This is a genomic window from Microbacterium sp., from assembly GCF_036277215.1.
GTDB lineage: Bacteria > Actinomycetota > Actinomycetes > Actinomycetales > Microbacteriaceae > Microbacterium.
Genome location: NZ_DASUNI010000071.1, coordinates 17434 through 31173 on the forward strand (window position 1 = coordinate 17434; position 13740 = coordinate 31173).

22 protein-coding genes are annotated in these 13740 nt (G+C 67.6%); all 22 read right to left on the minus strand.

Going from position 1 to position 13740, the window contains the following annotated elements; translation table 11 throughout:
- Positions 1–3 precede the first annotated feature (3 nt).
- Positions 4–480 (minus strand): hypothetical protein, encoded by a 477-nt coding sequence (locus VFX99_RS03425; RefSeq protein WP_329664915.1) that lies wholly within the window; start codon positions 478–480, stop codon positions 4–6.
- 6 nt (positions 481–486) lie between these two features.
- Positions 487–771 carry a hypothetical protein gene (locus tag VFX99_RS03430; RefSeq protein ID WP_329664916.1) on the minus strand — a complete coding sequence of 95 codons (285 nt, stop codon included), beginning with the start codon at positions 769–771 and terminating at the stop codon, positions 487–489.
- Positions 772–774: 3 nt separating this feature from the next.
- On the minus strand, positions 775–1683 hold the full coding sequence (locus VFX99_RS03435) for a hypothetical protein (RefSeq protein WP_329664917.1): 909 nt from the start codon (positions 1681–1683) through the stop codon (positions 775–777).
- Positions 1680–2288 carry a hypothetical protein gene (locus tag VFX99_RS03440; RefSeq protein ID WP_329664918.1) on the minus strand — a complete coding sequence of 203 codons (609 nt, stop codon included), beginning with the start codon at positions 2286–2288 and terminating at the stop codon, positions 1680–1682. The genes VFX99_RS03435 and VFX99_RS03440 overlap by 4 nt, the downstream gene beginning before the upstream one ends.
- Positions 2285–2965 (minus strand): hypothetical protein, encoded by a 681-nt coding sequence (locus tag VFX99_RS03445; protein WP_329664919.1) that lies wholly within the window; start codon positions 2963–2965, stop codon positions 2285–2287. Before VFX99_RS03445 ends, VFX99_RS03440 begins: the two co-directional genes overlap by 4 nt.
- Positions 2966–3012: 47 nt before the next feature.
- Entirely contained in the window at positions 3013–3417 is a 405-nt protein-coding gene (locus tag VFX99_RS03450) for a hypothetical protein (protein WP_329664920.1), read from the minus strand.
- A gap of 12 nt (positions 3418–3429) precedes the next feature.
- The gene (locus VFX99_RS03455) at positions 3430–4383 is read right to left on the minus strand and encodes a hypothetical protein (protein WP_329664921.1); all 954 of its coding nucleotides are present in this window, start codon (positions 4381–4383) and stop codon (positions 3430–3432) included.
- An 11-nt stretch (positions 4384–4394) separates the two neighbouring features.
- Positions 4395–4943, minus strand: coding sequence for a hypothetical protein (locus tag VFX99_RS03460; RefSeq protein WP_329664922.1), 549 nt, complete (start codon positions 4941–4943; stop codon positions 4395–4397).
- A 200-nt stretch (positions 4944–5143) separates the two neighbouring features.
- On the minus strand, positions 5144–6685 hold the full coding sequence (locus tag VFX99_RS03465) for a hypothetical protein (RefSeq protein WP_329664923.1): 1542 nt from the start codon (positions 6683–6685) through the stop codon (positions 5144–5146).
- Positions 6682–8322, minus strand: a complete 1641-nt coding sequence (locus VFX99_RS03470; RefSeq protein WP_329664924.1) for a hypothetical protein — start codon at positions 8320–8322, stop codon at positions 6682–6684. The genes VFX99_RS03465 and VFX99_RS03470 overlap by 4 nt, the downstream gene beginning before the upstream one ends.
- A complete protein-coding gene (locus tag VFX99_RS03475) occupies positions 8258–8575 on the minus strand; it encodes a hypothetical protein (protein WP_329664925.1) in 318 nt (105 codons plus the stop codon). Before VFX99_RS03475 ends, VFX99_RS03470 begins: the two co-directional genes overlap by 65 nt.
- A 227-nt stretch (positions 8576–8802) precedes the next feature.
- A complete protein-coding gene (locus VFX99_RS03480; protein ID WP_329664926.1) occupies positions 8803–9516 on the minus strand; it encodes a hypothetical protein in 714 nt (237 codons plus the stop codon).
- Positions 9513–9695, minus strand: a complete 183-nt coding sequence (locus tag VFX99_RS03485) for a hypothetical protein (RefSeq protein ID WP_329664927.1) — start codon at positions 9693–9695, stop codon at positions 9513–9515. The genes VFX99_RS03480 and VFX99_RS03485 overlap by 4 nt, the downstream gene beginning before the upstream one ends.
- A gap of 274 nt (positions 9696–9969) precedes the next feature.
- Positions 9970–10479: a hypothetical protein gene (locus tag VFX99_RS03490; RefSeq protein ID WP_329664928.1), complete on the minus strand. Its 510-nt coding sequence runs from the start codon at positions 10477–10479 to the stop codon at positions 9970–9972.
- Positions 10476–10868, minus strand: coding sequence for a hypothetical protein (locus VFX99_RS03495; RefSeq protein ID WP_329664929.1), 393 nt, complete (start codon positions 10866–10868; stop codon positions 10476–10478). The genes VFX99_RS03490 and VFX99_RS03495 overlap by 4 nt, the downstream gene beginning before the upstream one ends.
- Before the next feature lie 183 nt (positions 10869–11051).
- Positions 11052–11927, minus strand: a complete 876-nt coding sequence (locus tag VFX99_RS03500) for a hypothetical protein (RefSeq protein WP_329664930.1) — start codon at positions 11925–11927, stop codon at positions 11052–11054.
- Positions 11924–12100: a hypothetical protein gene (locus tag VFX99_RS03505; protein WP_329664931.1), complete on the minus strand. Its 177-nt coding sequence runs from the start codon at positions 12098–12100 to the stop codon at positions 11924–11926. Before VFX99_RS03505 ends, VFX99_RS03500 begins: the two co-directional genes overlap by 4 nt.
- 125 nt (positions 12101–12225) lie before the next feature.
- Positions 12226–12369 carry a hypothetical protein gene (locus tag VFX99_RS03510; RefSeq protein WP_329664932.1) on the minus strand — a complete coding sequence of 48 codons (144 nt, stop codon included), beginning with the start codon at positions 12367–12369 and terminating at the stop codon, positions 12226–12228.
- 142 nt (positions 12370–12511) lie between these two features.
- Positions 12512–12673: a hypothetical protein gene (locus VFX99_RS03515; RefSeq protein WP_329664933.1), complete on the minus strand. Its 162-nt coding sequence runs from the start codon at positions 12671–12673 to the stop codon at positions 12512–12514.
- Positions 12670–12843 carry a hypothetical protein gene (locus tag VFX99_RS03520; RefSeq protein ID WP_329664934.1) on the minus strand — a complete coding sequence of 58 codons (174 nt, stop codon included), beginning with the start codon at positions 12841–12843 and terminating at the stop codon, positions 12670–12672. Before VFX99_RS03520 ends, VFX99_RS03515 begins: the two co-directional genes overlap by 4 nt.
- Complete coding sequence (locus tag VFX99_RS03525; protein WP_329664935.1) at positions 12840–13106, minus strand: hypothetical protein; 267 nt, start codon at positions 13104–13106, stop codon at positions 12840–12842. Before VFX99_RS03525 ends, VFX99_RS03520 begins: the two co-directional genes overlap by 4 nt.
- Before the next feature lie 30 nt (positions 13107–13136).
- Positions 13137–13740, minus strand: a 604-nt coding sequence (locus VFX99_RS03530) for a hypothetical protein (protein WP_329664936.1), incomplete at its 5' end; no start/stop codon positions are given.

Below are 13740 nucleotides of genomic sequence, written 5' to 3' on the forward strand. Positions count from 1 at the left end.
GGGTCATACGCTCCGGTCGTATTCGATCTGGTAGATGAGCCGAATGATCCACGCACTCGGCAGGCGGACGGGGGTCATGGACAGGTACAGGCCGAGGTTCATCCCGGCCGGGTAGTTGACCGCAGCGCGCCGGCCGATCGCGCCGTCGATCCGGCTGAAGTCCACGTCAATCACGCCGTCGAGCGAACGGTGGTTGGCCACGCCGTAGCGCGCGAGCTCCAGCGGGTACGCGACGGACACGGTCACGGTGTGGTTGTAGCGATCGGTCGCACCGTCGGTCGTGCCCTCGATCTGATAGTCGAAGTTGTTCGCGATGTCGAAGCGGCGAAAGCAGGCGTCCGGATGCTCCTCGGTCCACGCGTCGAACTCCTGATCGAGCGGGTGCACCTTGAACCGCATCGCGACATGGGAGCTCGGGATCGCCGCCTCGATGGCGACGATCTGCGCGTCCCGGATCGCTTCGTAGGTCGTGGTCGGCACGGGCGATCAGAAGCCCTGTCGCGCGATGTTGAGCCGACCGTCGGCCGCGAATCGGATCGCCGAGACGGACTGCATGGACGAATCGCGGACCGTGAACTCGTACGGGATGAATGCCGGGAGCAGCACCCCCGTGTTGGCAGTGACGGCCACCTGCCCGGTCGGCCCGTGCTTGTAGTACACGTGCTGCGTGGCCACCATGATGTACGTCTGCCCGATCGCCAGCGCGACCGAGTTTGGCGCCGCCGTGCCAGTGAAGTCGACATTCTCGTGTAGCGTGAGAGCTGCACCCATGGGTCACCTCATGATGATCGGCAGGAGCGGTTGCGCGGCGGCGCCGCCACCCTCGTCCTGCGAGACGGGGAGCTTGCCGGACCGGATGAGCATCTCGTAGCGCCGATCGTATTCGCGCTGGTTGTCCTCCGTCGGGAAGACCAGCCACCCAGCCTTCGCGATGACGAGCGCATCGAGGAGCTCGCGGTTGCGGATGCTCTGATCGGGGAGCAGGTCCCCGTACAGGTCGAACTTGACCCGCCGATACGCTTCATCGATCTTCGCGCGGCCCTGGTCCTCGCGGTAGTCCGTCGGCAGCGAGAGGATCCAGCCGCTGTAGGCGTGGTCGACGTCCTTCGGCGTGACAGTGTGGCGACCGGCGTAGCGGAGCAGGTCCATGTACGTGTCATGGACGCAGACGACGCCACCGACGGTGTAGACCCAGCGGACCCGGTAGCGCGCGTGCGGGAGGACTTCCCACGAGATGTTTTGGTCGTCGGCCACCCACGCGGCGTCGAGCGCGATCGAGATGCGCGTGCTCTGGAAGGTCGCGCCGATCGGGTAGTCGTTCAGCAGCGGATGGCGCGCGAGCACGCTGTCCGCCACCGCGATCGAGACGACCTCCACCCATTCGCGCTCCAGGATGTCGTTCGTCGCCAGGTAGGAGCGGCCGGGCGTGATGCCGGTCGTCGCCGCCAAGCTGCACTTCCGGGGCTCGGCCTGACTGATGCCCGACGCCGCGTCGAACGTCGTGTTCGGGTTCGTCTCGATCGCCGCGGCGCCGCTCGTCGCGAGCTCCGCGGTGTCATCGTCGCCCTCCTCGCTCTCGAACACGGTCACCGACGTGACCGCGCTCGGCCGGCCCTCCGGGGCGTCGAACACGAGAGACTGCCCGGCCACGCCGTAGATGACGTCTTGGGTCGGGGCGCTCACTTCGTCCACCAGTGACCGAGCACGCCGGTCGAGCGATCGCAGATCCGATAGACCTCGGCCTCGAACCGCTTGGCCGCGTCGTGCTCGCTCATCCCGGCGAAGGGGTTGTGCCGCGAGAGCCGGCCGCGCATCTCGTAGTTCGCGAAGAGCCGCAGGTACTCGAGGGCGCGGATCGGATCCTGCGCGGTGGCCGCGGTCGCCGGCAGACCCTTTGCCGGTGTGGCCCCCTGCAGGATCCGACCGATCCGCGCGACCGCGTGCGCCCACTTCGCCGAGCGGCGGTGCGCGCGCTTGTAGAGCACGCCCGGCCGGTCGCGGTGCTTCGACGGCGCCTTGAAGTTGATCCCGTGGTCCGGCACAACCTGGATGAGCTGGTCGACCGGCTTGGGATCGCGCTTCTTCTGTGGGAGCTTCGGCGACAGATCGACGCCGCGCTTGTAGGCATCAACCATGTTGAGGTCGGCGATCGCCAGGTTCTCGATCGCCGACATGTTCGGCTCGAGCCCCAGGCGCCGCGCGTTCGCGGCGTAGTCCCGCATGGTCGCCTCTTTCAGCTCGAGTGGCGACTTCAGCGGGACGAGCGCCTTTGGCCGGTAGTCGGTCACCGCTCGCCCTTCGGCTCCTTGGCCTTGGCCTCGGCCTTGCCGAGCGGTTCCGGCTTCGGAGCGAGCGCCTTGACGACCTCGGTCAGCGCGCTGACGATCTCGTTGGTTTGCTGCTGCTGGCCGCGCAGGAGCTTCTCGGCTTCGGGCTGGAAGGTGAGGTCGCGGGCGGCCTGGATCTTCTTCCGCGCGGCTTGGCGCACCGCGCGCTCGGCGATGAGGTGCGGACAGGGCCGCGTCTCGCTGTGCGACCCCGGCGGGCACGGATCGCCGTGCTTCGCGTCGTCCGATCGGAGCTGCGCCTGACTGATCTGCCCGCCGACGCGCAGCGCGCACGGGCAGGCGGACAGCGGGATCCAGCCGAACCACCGCGCCTTCGCCTGGTGGTACTTCGCGATCTTCTGGTCGACGTCCAGGTCGGCGGCCGCGTTCGTCAGCTTCACCCGGACGCAGTGTCCGTCGTGGCGCAGGTAGTGGATCCACGTCGCGTGGACGAGCGTGAGGCTCTTCGGCTTGAACGGATCGCCGTCGCCATCGTGCGCGCGCTGCGGGATCTTCTCCAGCCGCGGCTCGCCGGTGTCGGGATCGATCACCGGTTCGAAGGCTCGCAGGTCAGGGTTCCACTGCATCGCGGGCTGGGTCCGCTTCGCGTGATTCGCCCACAGGATCGGTTCGGCCATGTCATCACCTCACGCGCCCGGCTTCGCCCCCGGGCTGGGCGGTGGCTCTACTTGGTGTCGGTCTTCGACTCGGCGGCGCGCGTCGAGCGGCGGACCGGTTCGGCCGCCTTCGTCTGTTCGCCGGCCGCGCGCGCGCGGAGAACCTGCTCCTTCGCCCGCTCCGTCTCGGCGTGCCCGACGTACTCACGCGCGATCCGCTCGCGCTCCGAGTCCGCCGCGCGCTCCTCGTCCTGCTTGCGCTTGACGTCCGCCTCGGTCCCGAGTCGCCAGCCCTCCTTGAGGCCGGTGATGAAGACGCCCCGCTCGACGGTAGCGTCCAGCCCGATCGTGCCCGGCGGCAGGATGACGAGCTGATCAGACGGCCCGATCGCGAGGTGGCCGCGAACGCGGTCCTTGTCGTCGCGAACCGCGGCCGCGTCGATCTGCTTCTGGAGGTCGCTCTTGGGTTCCATGGATCGCTCCTTTCACGCGTCGGTGATGATAGCGGTCCCGGACCCGTCGAGGAGCTCCACGCCCCCGGCGCGCGCCGTCATGACTAGGTCGGTGGTGCGCTTCTTCGCGTGCCGCTCGGTTTCGAACCGGGGCATCCGCTTCCATGCCCAGCCGAAGGTGACGTGACCGGCGGTGTCGTTGAACGCGCTCGACGGCGTCAGGCAGGCGCCGACGACATCGGCGGCCGCGTTGGCGGTGTCGGTGAGGCCCGTCGTCCAGACCGGGTAGCCGCGGAACGACGAGATCATCCGCGTCGTCATGCCGTTGTTGGGCTGCGGGTTGTACGCGAGGATCCGGTCGGCCGCCATCGCGTACACCGCCTGCGCGGCGTTCGTCGCAATGAAGGCCGCCTCGACGTCGTTGGCCTGCTGGTTGTCGAGGATGTACATGACACCCTCGGCGATCACGCCGCGCGTACGCAGATCCGACTGCGCCTGGAGGAGCTGCGCGATCGACAGGTCAACCGTGGTGGTCCCGACGACGTTGGACAGACTGGCGAGGAGGGCGAGGAAGTCGTCCTCCATCGCCAGCGAGAGGACGTGGAGCATCCGGCTTTCGAAGCGGCCGAGCAGATCGAGGCCGTCGATCGAGTCCTCCTCGACCTTGTCCTCCAGCTCGATCGCCACGCCGTACTCCGCCGGGGTGACGGTGACGCCGCCGGTGGAGACGGCGGTGTTGCTGATGTCGGTGACCGCGGTGGCGTTGAACTCGAGGTCCACGCCCGCGCCGTCGTCGTTCGGCGAACCCCACCACGACGTCTCGCTCGGGATCTTGAGCGTCGCGGTGGACATGCCGCGCATGTCGAACTCCTTGCAGGCGATGGTCATGAGACCAGGCTGCTCGGTGAGCGCGGCGATGAGGTACGGCTCGATCAGGTTCGTGTGAGTGAGATCGTCGAGGGTGGTCGTGGTGGTTTCGTTGGCCATGTCGCTCTCCGTCAGCGCTGGCGGAGTTGCACCCGGGTGCCCTTGGCCTGCTCCTTCAGCTTCGCGCGGAACCAGGTAAGCCCCTTCTCTTTGATCAGCCGATCGCGGCTGATCTGGTCCATCTTCCAGAGCGGGGTGTCCTCGGTGACCGGCGGCGCCGAAGCGGGCGCTCCTCCGTCGCTGACTGGTCGCCCGCCCGCTGGCGGTGCGCCCGGATTCGGGGTGGTCGGTGGTGGACCCGCCGCCGGGAAGACCTTCGCCTTGGCCGCGATGAACGCCTGCACGTCGCTCGGGTTCTCCGCGTCGATGAGACTTCGGATCATCGCGCGCTGTTCCCTCCCGAGGTGCGGGTGGTCTCCCATCGCTTCGCTGATCTCGCGCTCGCGCCGGATCGCCGCGCTGACGTCGACTGGCGCGGCCGGTGCCGCACCCGCCTCCGTCGGAGCGGGCGTGCCCGGCGCGGCCGGGGTCTTCGGTGGCTTGCTGACGATCCCTTCGACCATCCGCCGCATGTTGGCGAACATGCTGTCCTGCGCTGCAGCGAACTCGGCGCGCGTCATTGGACGATCGGCCTCGCTCGGCGCGGGTGCCCCTTGCGCCGGGGCTGGCGGTGTGGTCGGTGGCTGTCCCGTAGGGTTGTTCGGGTCCGGGTTCATTCCTCTCTCCTTCGACCGTCAGGGCCGTCGTCACCCGTGCAGCGACCGTCGGAGCCGTCGGCGCTCTGGACGCTCGGCCGTGCGCGTCCGTCGAACGAGGGCCATCATGCGGCCTTGCCCTCGGAGATCGACACTGGTTTCTGCGGCGGTGCTTGCTCCTGCGGCGTAGCGCCGTCCTGGCCAGGCTCCGCCGTCACCCCCTGCGCCATCCCGCCCGCGAGCGCCTGGAACTCGCGGAGGAGACCCAGGTGCCAGGTGCTGGTCGCGACGTTGGCTTCGACCTGCGCGCGCGCCATGTCCTCGGTCAGGTCCGGATCCTTCCGGCGCAGGTAGTCGATGACGTTGTCGATGCCGAGCTGGCGCATCTTCTCAAAGACGGTCAGCTCCTCTTCCGGCATCATCGGCTGCTGCATCTCGCCGAAGTCGACGCCGAACTCTTCGACGATGAACGCCTCGCGCGGCAGGTCCACCTTCATCACCGCGGCCATGAGGAGCGCGAACCGACGCTCGAACCGGCGGAACATGGGGAGCTGCTCCTTGCGGAGCTCGCGCAGCGGGACCCGCATCAGCTCGCGCGCGTCGGCGGACTGCACGCCTTGGTGCTTCCTCATCGACTGATTGATCCCGTAGTCGTTCGCCGCGCTGTCCTGGATGTGCTCCGACGTGCCCTTGAACAGCGTGAGGTCCATCGACAGATCGACGGTGACCATGGACGCCCCCTCGGGGAGCTCCGACGGCACCTCGATGTCGGCTGCCTGACCGCGCAGCGCTTCGCTGCCGCCGGTCGTGATCGCTTGCTTGTTGGCGCTCTTGGTCTCCTTGAGCAAGAGCAGGTTGGTGAACCAGTTGGCGATCTCCGCCGCCGCGAGATCTTCGCCCTCCTCGCCCGGCCAGAAGTCTGGGAGGCCCGACGAGCGGCGGATAACGATGTACGGACACAGTCCGACGCCGTGGACCAAGTACGAGCCCGGGATCGGCATGAAGTCCTTGGTCAGCTGGACGCGCTCGTGATCGGTCCAGAGCACCCACGCGGGGAGAGGCGCCGACAAGCCGCGCATCGATCGCGACGCGGTGCGGATGAGGTAGCCAACGGGGAGCGTCGTGTCGTTCGGGTGAAACACCACCCGGAAGTCGGTCGGCGTCACCACCGACACCAGCGGCTCCCGCGATCCGTCGGGCAGCGTGCGCACGCGGAAACCGGCGAGGAGGATGCGGTGCAGGTTGTAAAGGCGATTGATCTCCTGCGCGATGACGTCGAAATCGACGGCATCCAGGAGATCGCTGTACGCCTGCGCGTTCGCCCCCTCCGTGGCACTGACCGTGCGCCGGGCGGGCTCCGAGTAGACCGTGGAGAGCTGGTTGACGATCACCTTCAGCGGGTTGGAAAACCTCGCATACGGCGCCCACGCGGCGCGCAGCTGGCGGACCTTATCGTGCGTGAACACCTGCTCGATCAGCTGGAGGATGTACTCCACACCGCCATCCCGATAGAGGACGTCGCGCCGACGGTGGCGCGCCTCCCGATCCTTGTCCTCCTTCTTGTCGCAGTGCGTTCTCAGATACCAGCCGAGCGACTCGAGGCTGAGCGGCAGGCCCGGCTCACCGGTCGGGGTGATCGCCAACGTCTCCAGGATCGAGACGGTCACTTGGCCTGCTCCATCGCCACGCTCGGCTTCTCCAACTGCCAGAACATGTAGCGGCCGGCCGCGGGCCAGTGCGAGACGTCCTTGCGGTCCTTCTTCTGTTTCTCGGCGTCTCCGTTCGCGTCGCGCTCGCTCGTCTCGATCGCGTTGACGAACCGCGGCGCCACCGGCTGGCGCTTCGAGTCGCACGCCACGAACAGTCGTCGCTCGAGAGCTGCGTTGCAGAAAAGACTGTTGACCATCTCGATCCCGGCTTCCTTCGGAACGTTCGCCGGCTTCGACTCGGTGCCGACAACCTTCGTCGCGCCGGGCAGCACGCTGATGTTTCGCTTGCGGAAGATCGTGTAGACGCTCCTGTCGGGCTTGCGGTTGTCGTTGCCGCTGTCGGAGTACGGATCGAGCCGGACCAGGATGCGGCGGTTCGTGTCCGGCGTCTTGCCGCGCCAGTCCACGTCATTGCATCGCCACGTCGTCCGCAAGTATGGGAGCAGGTGGTTGTCGACGTGCTCCTCCGTGGTCGTCAGGTCGGAGTTCACCTCGCCGACGATCCACCATGCGTGGCGACGCCAGCCCTGTACGCGGTACGCCTTCGCGATCAGCGTGACGTCGACCAGCTTGCCCGGGTCGTGCCCGCCGAGCAGAGAGAACGCGCCCCACGGTCGCAGGATCTCGGAGGTGATGTCCTCCGCGCCGATGTCGGGGACCGGCCGAAGGTTGTATTCGCGATCCCACGCCGGGTAGGTCGCGAGCTCCGGGCCCACGTCTTCGGCCAGGACTCGCCGGCGATACTCGCGCGGCGAGAGTTGATGCTTGCGCTGCTCCCAGTACTCCGGCGCGACGTAGGGGTTGGTGAACCCGTTCAACTTCTTGATCCCGCAGTTCGGCGTGTTCTGCCACTGGTCGCGGAACGACCGATACTTCGGATTGCCCTTGACGGTCGCGGTGAGCATCATCGGCATCCGTCCGCCGGGCGCGCGCCGGCCGCGCGCGCGAACGTCTTCGATGATCCGCAGCATGTCCTGCGCTTCATCTCCGCCGCCGCCCGCCCAGTCGTAGCCCTGCACACGCGAGCCCTCTTCCTCGGACTGTTGGTGTGCAGAGACCAGACGCAGCTGATGCCCCAGCGCGAACGTGAAGAGCCAATCGCGCTGGCGATACGAATACCACTCCTTCGGCATCGCCTCGACGAGCGCCTGCCGAACGCGTTCGAGTCGAGCCTCGGTCGGCGCGACGCAGCCGAACTCGAGATTCTTGCCTGCGTTGTCGAGGGCGCGAAGGATCTGCCAGCGCGCCAGGACGCCGGTCGTCTTGCCAGCTCCCTCGGCTCCCTCACACACGATCTGGAGCGGGCAGTCATCGCCGTGCAGGATGAGCCGGCGCTGCTCCTCCGAGACCATCCACACGACCGGGTTGGCCGACTCGTCGATCCATTCGAACGTGCGCGTGTCGAAGATGCCGCCGAACTGCTCCGGCTCTCGGATGCGCACGACGCGTGGCCCGTCCGGACGAATCTCGACGCCTTCAGGGTCTTGCTCGACGGTGTAGAGCAGGATCCCGTAGTCGACCAGCCGCTCGTCACTGCAGAGTGCCCTTGCTTCGCGCCGGCGGCGGCGCCGGAGCCACGTCGCGTCGGATTGCATTCCCGTTCTTCGACCCCTGCCGCTTGTTCATCTCTTCGAGCGCCGCGGCCAGGCGCGCGTCCGACTCCATCTCCGCCTTCCACCGCAGCTGCAGGCGGCGATCGCGGAGCAGGCGGAGCTCGCGGTTCTGCGCCTCTTGCTCGAGGACCGTGCCGCCCGCGCGGATGCGGACGTAGAGCTGATCCTCCAGATTCGCCACGCCTTCGAGCGTGGACAGAAGCTCGCCGACCGTCTTGACCTCGGCCTCAGGCACCGGGGCAAAGGTCGACTTCGTGGAGCCCGGCTTGTTGCCCGCGCGGCGCTTCCCAGCGGGCGGTGAACGAGAGACGGGCGGTGAGGCCCCGGCGGCAGGAGGGGCGGCGGCCGGCTTCAGGGCCTCACGCCCGTTTTGTGCACCGCTGGTTACCGTTCTTCGTGCCACTCCCGACTGAGGGGGACACAAAGTGCGGATTTACGCAAACATTTCAGCGGGGGGAGTCTCTAACCTACGAGAAACACACTCTGGAGACCGCGGGCCATCCCGTCCAGCCGGAACGCCCGCAGCGCGCCCATCAGCCGCGCCGAGCGGAGCCGATCGTCCAGCGCCGCGGCCTTGAAGATCATCGCCTCGATGGACCGCTCCACCGCGTCGCGCACCTCCGCCAGGTCCCCCAGCTTCCGCGGATCGTCGAATTCGGGCACCAAGCGGCGCAGCGCGTCGGTGATGAACGCGAACTCGGTCGAGTTGCGCGACGTGCGCGGATCGAGCCGCGTCGCCGCGACGTTGATCGTCCAGCTCCGCTCGGTGCGATTCTCGGTCCCGACGATCGAGTCTGCGAACGTGCCGCTGTGGTTGAAGTAGCGTCGATTCGCCGGGTCGGGAGCTCGCGATCCCATCCGCGCGCCACCGAATCGGCTGCGCACCCACGCCTCGCCGCGCTGATGCGCGCTCTCCTGGTACTTCCGCGTCAGCTGGGTCGCCGGGCGCACGATCTCGCCGATCGCGCGGACCTTGTCGGCCAGCGCCTTCGCAACCGCTTCGGCCGGCTCCTTGCCCAGCTGGAGCTCGTCGAAGTTGTGCACGATCGGCTCGCTCTTGATCTCGATCGTCATGCGCGCGCGGCCGCGCGAGCCGTCCTTCCGCTCGCGGCCCAGACGGCCGGTGATCGCGCCCGACGAGAGATTCGAGTAGTCGCTCGTGACGATGACGGTCATGCCTGCTCGAACAAAAAGTTGTCGCGGTGCAGGTCCACGTGGTCACCACAGTCGCACACAAGCGCCACGTACGGGCGCTCGACCTGCTTCCACCAGACCTTTACCGTGTGACCGGCGTGCTCCGGATGGACGCGCTCAAGAACGAACTGAACCGTTTCGCCCGTCACGATCGGGGTCACGCTTGCGCCCGCCTTTCGTGGATGACGAGACGCGGCTCCTCGACGTCACGGCGAGGACCACACCAGCAATCAATCGAGGCGGGATGCTCTCGCTCGCCGGGGAACACCGGAAGCACGTGGACGTCCTCTGGACTGTCGCGATCGGGGACACGCGAGGCGCGCTCGCCCGTGTATGTCCTGATCCCGAAGTGAACGTACGTGATGGCGATGATCGCGCCGACCGCGCAGACCAGGAGCAGGATCGCCGCCGCGTCGACCGATGTCGTCCCGTCGATCATGCCGGCTCGACGATGCGTGTGCCGAAGGTCCCGAACGGGACGGGCATCCCTCTGAAGGAATCGAACCGCTCGCCTGCGTCCAGGGACGGCTCGAACGCCTCGGGCGGAATCATGAACCGAGTGAAAATCGCCGTCATCATGCGGTCCCGCGCGAGCATGAGGTTCTCGATCGTGAGATCGTTCGCGGTCGAAGGTCCGTTCGAGATGCTGTTCGTGATCGACTGCGACCACGCCGCGAGCTCTCGGTCTTCCATCTCGCGTCGCACGTCCTCTTCGTACACGTGCAGCGGCGCGCCGCACTCGCACCACACGATGAACCGTGACCAGTAGAGCTCGTGTTGCACGAACCCGTGCCGCGCGTGGCCCGGATGGCATCTCCGGGTGACCGCGCCGATCGCCGCCGGGTGGTGGATCGCCGTGACCTGCCCGGGCGGTTCGTCGAAATCGGGACCCCGGTGCGCGAGCACGCACTGACAGCCGCGCTCGTAGCAGAACTCTTCGCTCATCGCCCGAGGACCCGGTCGAAGGTCTCGACCCACAGATCGTAAAGCCTGCGCGCAGCGTCTTCCTTGCTGTCGTCGTTCGTCTCGGCTCTGTCCACGATCTCCTCCGTCTTCGCCACTGCCATCAGAAACTCGCGGGTCCGATTCGCCTGCTCCTCGATGCGGTGCCGCTGGTAGTTCCACGCGCCTCCGCTCATGACAGCCCCCAGTATCCGCGCCTCCGCGCCCGTGTCCACCCCGGTTTCCACGGCGGCCGGATCGCGATGGCGAGAACCATGCAGCTCACGGTGCCTGGCATCGCGATCTCTTTCCAACGAAACCCCGCCCGATCGCGCGCGCTGTTTCTCCGCCGCCGTCGCTTGCTCATGGCGGCGCCGACGCGGCTCGCGCACGACATTCGGCGCGGCGAAGTCGTTCCGCGTCTGCCGGGTCGTAGTCTCGGTGGTCTTCGCAAAAGGTGAACCAATAGGACCGCCCGTCGTCGAACCGCACCATGCGGCGGCCGACCGGGAAGCTCCTCCGGCCGAGAGCGCAGCATCGGCCGCAGTGGTCGCCCTTCTGAAACTGGTAGCTCCTCATGACGCCATCCTTCCTGCGAGGTCCGGCCGCGCCCGCACGAGCCGCGCGAATCGCGGATGCCCGCTGTCGAAGAACCCATCGCACGCCAGCTCCACCGCATCGCCCGGCTGGATGAGCGCGTCCCGGGCTGCGCCGGCCGCCACCGTGACGAGCTTGCCGGACCAGTCGCAGGTCACCGCGCCCGGCCCGGTGGCGACCACGATCGCGTCGATCGTGTCGGCGCGCTTCACCTTCAGCTTGCCGCCGCGCGCTCCGAGCGGAGCATCCAGGTTCACCGCGACCAGACCTTCGTCGCCGGCGTCCGGGCCCCACGTCGACCACGCCTCCGCGGCCCGGCGCGCCGGGATCTGCGGCACGATCGGCGTGAGGCGCCAGTCGGTCGGCACCGCGCGCGTCCACTGGCCGGTCTTGCGATCGCGCGCGCCGTGCTGCTCCTGGTACCAGGGGAGCTCGCAGCCGAGGTTCACGACCTCTGACTGCATCCGCCACAGCACGTCGCGCCGGACCCGGTACGGCTCGCGCCCGATGTAGCGCCCGCCCGCGCGGATGCAGTCGAAGAGGTGCAACGCGCGCCAGCCTCGCGCTGCGGCCGCGCGGTTGCCGGCCTCGGTGTGGGCCTCCAGCTCTCCGACCAGCTCGGAGTTTGGCCAGCCCACGAAGGCCCCGAACAGGTGTTGTACGAGCTCTCCGCTGATATGTCGGCCGGCTCGCGAAAATACGCGCTCGATCCGACCGAACCTGTCGATTGTCACCCGGGCGTAGCAGCCGTCGACCTTGGGTTGGAGCACCCAGTGGCGGCCGAGCGGGGACACGCGGGCGAGCGGAACCCGGCCGAGCGCGCCGGCGTAGTCGGTGTCGCGGGCGCGGGTCATGGCTTCACCTCGCGGCCATCGTCATCGACCATGAACGTCATCGGCTGATCGACGACCTTGCCGATCCAGGGCAGGAGCGGTCCCGTCATCCCGATGATGTCTTCCGGTCCGTCCCACCACACGATGTGGTCATGCCCGAGCGCCCTCAGAAACTGGAACCCGTCGGCAGGCACGACTTCCACAAGGAACGGACCGCGGCCAGACATCCGAACGAACGCGCCACCCAGGAGGCGGACAGGATGATAGCCAAGCCGAGCGGCTCGCAGGTATGTCCCGAACGGCGTAGGCCGCGTCACCATCACAGATCCTCCAGGTAGATGCCTTCGATGCGCGCTGCCAACTCGTCGGCCAGCACCGAGTCGATGCGCCACACCGTCGAGTCCGGCTTGCCGGGTTGCCCATCTTCGTTCGGTCGGGGTACGCTCGCACGCGGCGCGCGCACTCAGCCTGCATCGCGAGCGCGCCGCGTTCGAAGGCCAGCCACACCGGGGCGAACGACATGAGGCGGGCAAGCGCCTCAAACGCATCCGCCGCGGCGACGGCACCCCCGAGCTCTCCCAACGCGGACATGAACTCCTGCTCGGTCATCCGCCAGACCTCCGCTCGATCTCGCCCCAGTCGGTGGCGTCGCTGGCCTTGCTGATGAGCCACAACCGCAGGCGGAGTAGCCACTGCGGCTCGTAGAGACGGCCGATGAAGAACGCGACGTCGAGCGCCGCGAGCCAGCATCGCAGCCGGATCTTCATTCGTCGTCACCCAAGTCGTCGAGCGTGCCGCGCTCGTCCTCTTCCGGCCAGCACACGCAGATCGCGTCGCACACGCCTCCGGCCTGGCAGGCAGGACAGGGAACGTCCCAGCACGCCGGGCAGGCGTGACACTGCGGATAGATCTCGGCGAGGAATTCGTCTTCGGTCACGACTCACTCGCGCCGAACACGGCGTTGCGGTGGCGCATCAGGGCCGCGATCAGCCTGTCCACTGCGTCAGCCGACTTCATGCCCAGCACGACCGACATCGGGATCGAGGGGAAGTCGAGAACGAGATGGACCTCCGTCGCGACACCGTCGCCATCGCGCTCCGGGACCCACTCGTACACGCCGAACCCTTCGCACTCAAGATGCGGGTGCGCGTCCAGGTTGCGAACGCGAACCTTTGCATCGGGTATGTCGATCGTCTTCATGCCTATCGCCTCCGTGACCGCAGGATGCCGCTACCTTGACGCTGTGTCAACGTTCCAGACGACCGTGTCACCGTCCTCCTGCACCGAGCCGTGACAACTCGTGCAGGAACACGGGACGCACGCGTGCCAATCCTGTTGCGGCGACGGGCACTGGAACGTGATGCACCGGCCGCATCCCATGTTGGTGCGCACCCAGCTCACCACGCACGCCAGCGTCGTGCACGCGCACGCTCCGGTCGGGCCCCACTGATACTCCGGGAGCTCGTGCGGGTCGTGCGGGATCGGGTCTTCGCCGCCGCCCGACTCGGGCCGCTCGCTCGGAGACTCGCGCTGCTCCTCGCCCTTCTCGGCATCCATGCCCAGGTCCACCGTGGGCATCTCGCCAGTCATGCATCCGCCCAGCACCACCGCCATCACCACCACGATCGCTCTGTTCGTCATTTCGTTCGTTCCCCTTTCAGAGGACAGGGCGACCGACGCGAGATGGACACGACAACCAATCGGACGCGCGTCGCCGGAAACGAACGATGCGCGATCCGGCCGGTCGTTTTCAACAGGCGCTCGCTCTCGATGTTGACGGTGCGGCACTTGATTATTCAGCAAGGTCGCGGAGTTCGATCGAACCAGCGCGAAA

Coding starts and splice junctions, on each gene's coding strand:
- VFX99_RS03455 (WP_329664921.1), bottom strand. CDS start 4,383: ATGGCCAACGAAACCACCACGACCACCCTCGACGATCTCACTCACACG.
- VFX99_RS03450 (WP_329664920.1), bottom strand. CDS start 3,417: ATGGAACCCAAGAGCGACCTCCAGAAGCAGATCGACGCGGCCGCGGTT.
- VFX99_RS03430 (WP_329664916.1), bottom strand. CDS start 771: ATGGGTGCAGCTCTCACGCTACACGAGAATGTCGACTTCACTGGCACG.
- VFX99_RS03500 (WP_329664930.1), bottom strand. CDS start 11,927: ATGACCCGCGCCCGCGACACCGACTACGCCGGCGCGCTCGGCCGGGTT.
- VFX99_RS03470 (WP_329664924.1), bottom strand. CDS start 8,322: ATGCAATCCGACGCGACGTGGCTCCGGCGCCGCCGCCGGCGCGAAGCA.
- VFX99_RS03525 (WP_329664935.1), bottom strand. CDS start 13,106: ATGAAGACGATCGACATACCCGATGCAAAGGTTCGCGTTCGCAACCTG.
- VFX99_RS03480 (WP_329664926.1), bottom strand. CDS start 9,516: ATGACCGTCATCGTCACGAGCGACTACTCGAATCTCTCGTCGGGCGCG.
- VFX99_RS03515 (WP_329664933.1), bottom strand. CDS start 12,673: ATGAAGATCCGGCTGCGATGCTGGCTCGCGGCGCTCGACGTCGCGTTC.
- VFX99_RS03445 (WP_329664919.1), bottom strand. CDS start 2,965: ATGGCCGAACCGATCCTGTGGGCGAATCACGCGAAGCGGACCCAGCCC.
- VFX99_RS03460 (WP_329664922.1), bottom strand. CDS start 4,943: ATGACGCGCGCCGAGTTCGCTGCAGCGCAGGACAGCATGTTCGCCAAC.
- VFX99_RS03490 (WP_329664928.1), bottom strand. CDS start 10,479: ATGAGCGAAGAGTTCTGCTACGAGCGCGGCTGTCAGTGCGTGCTCGCG.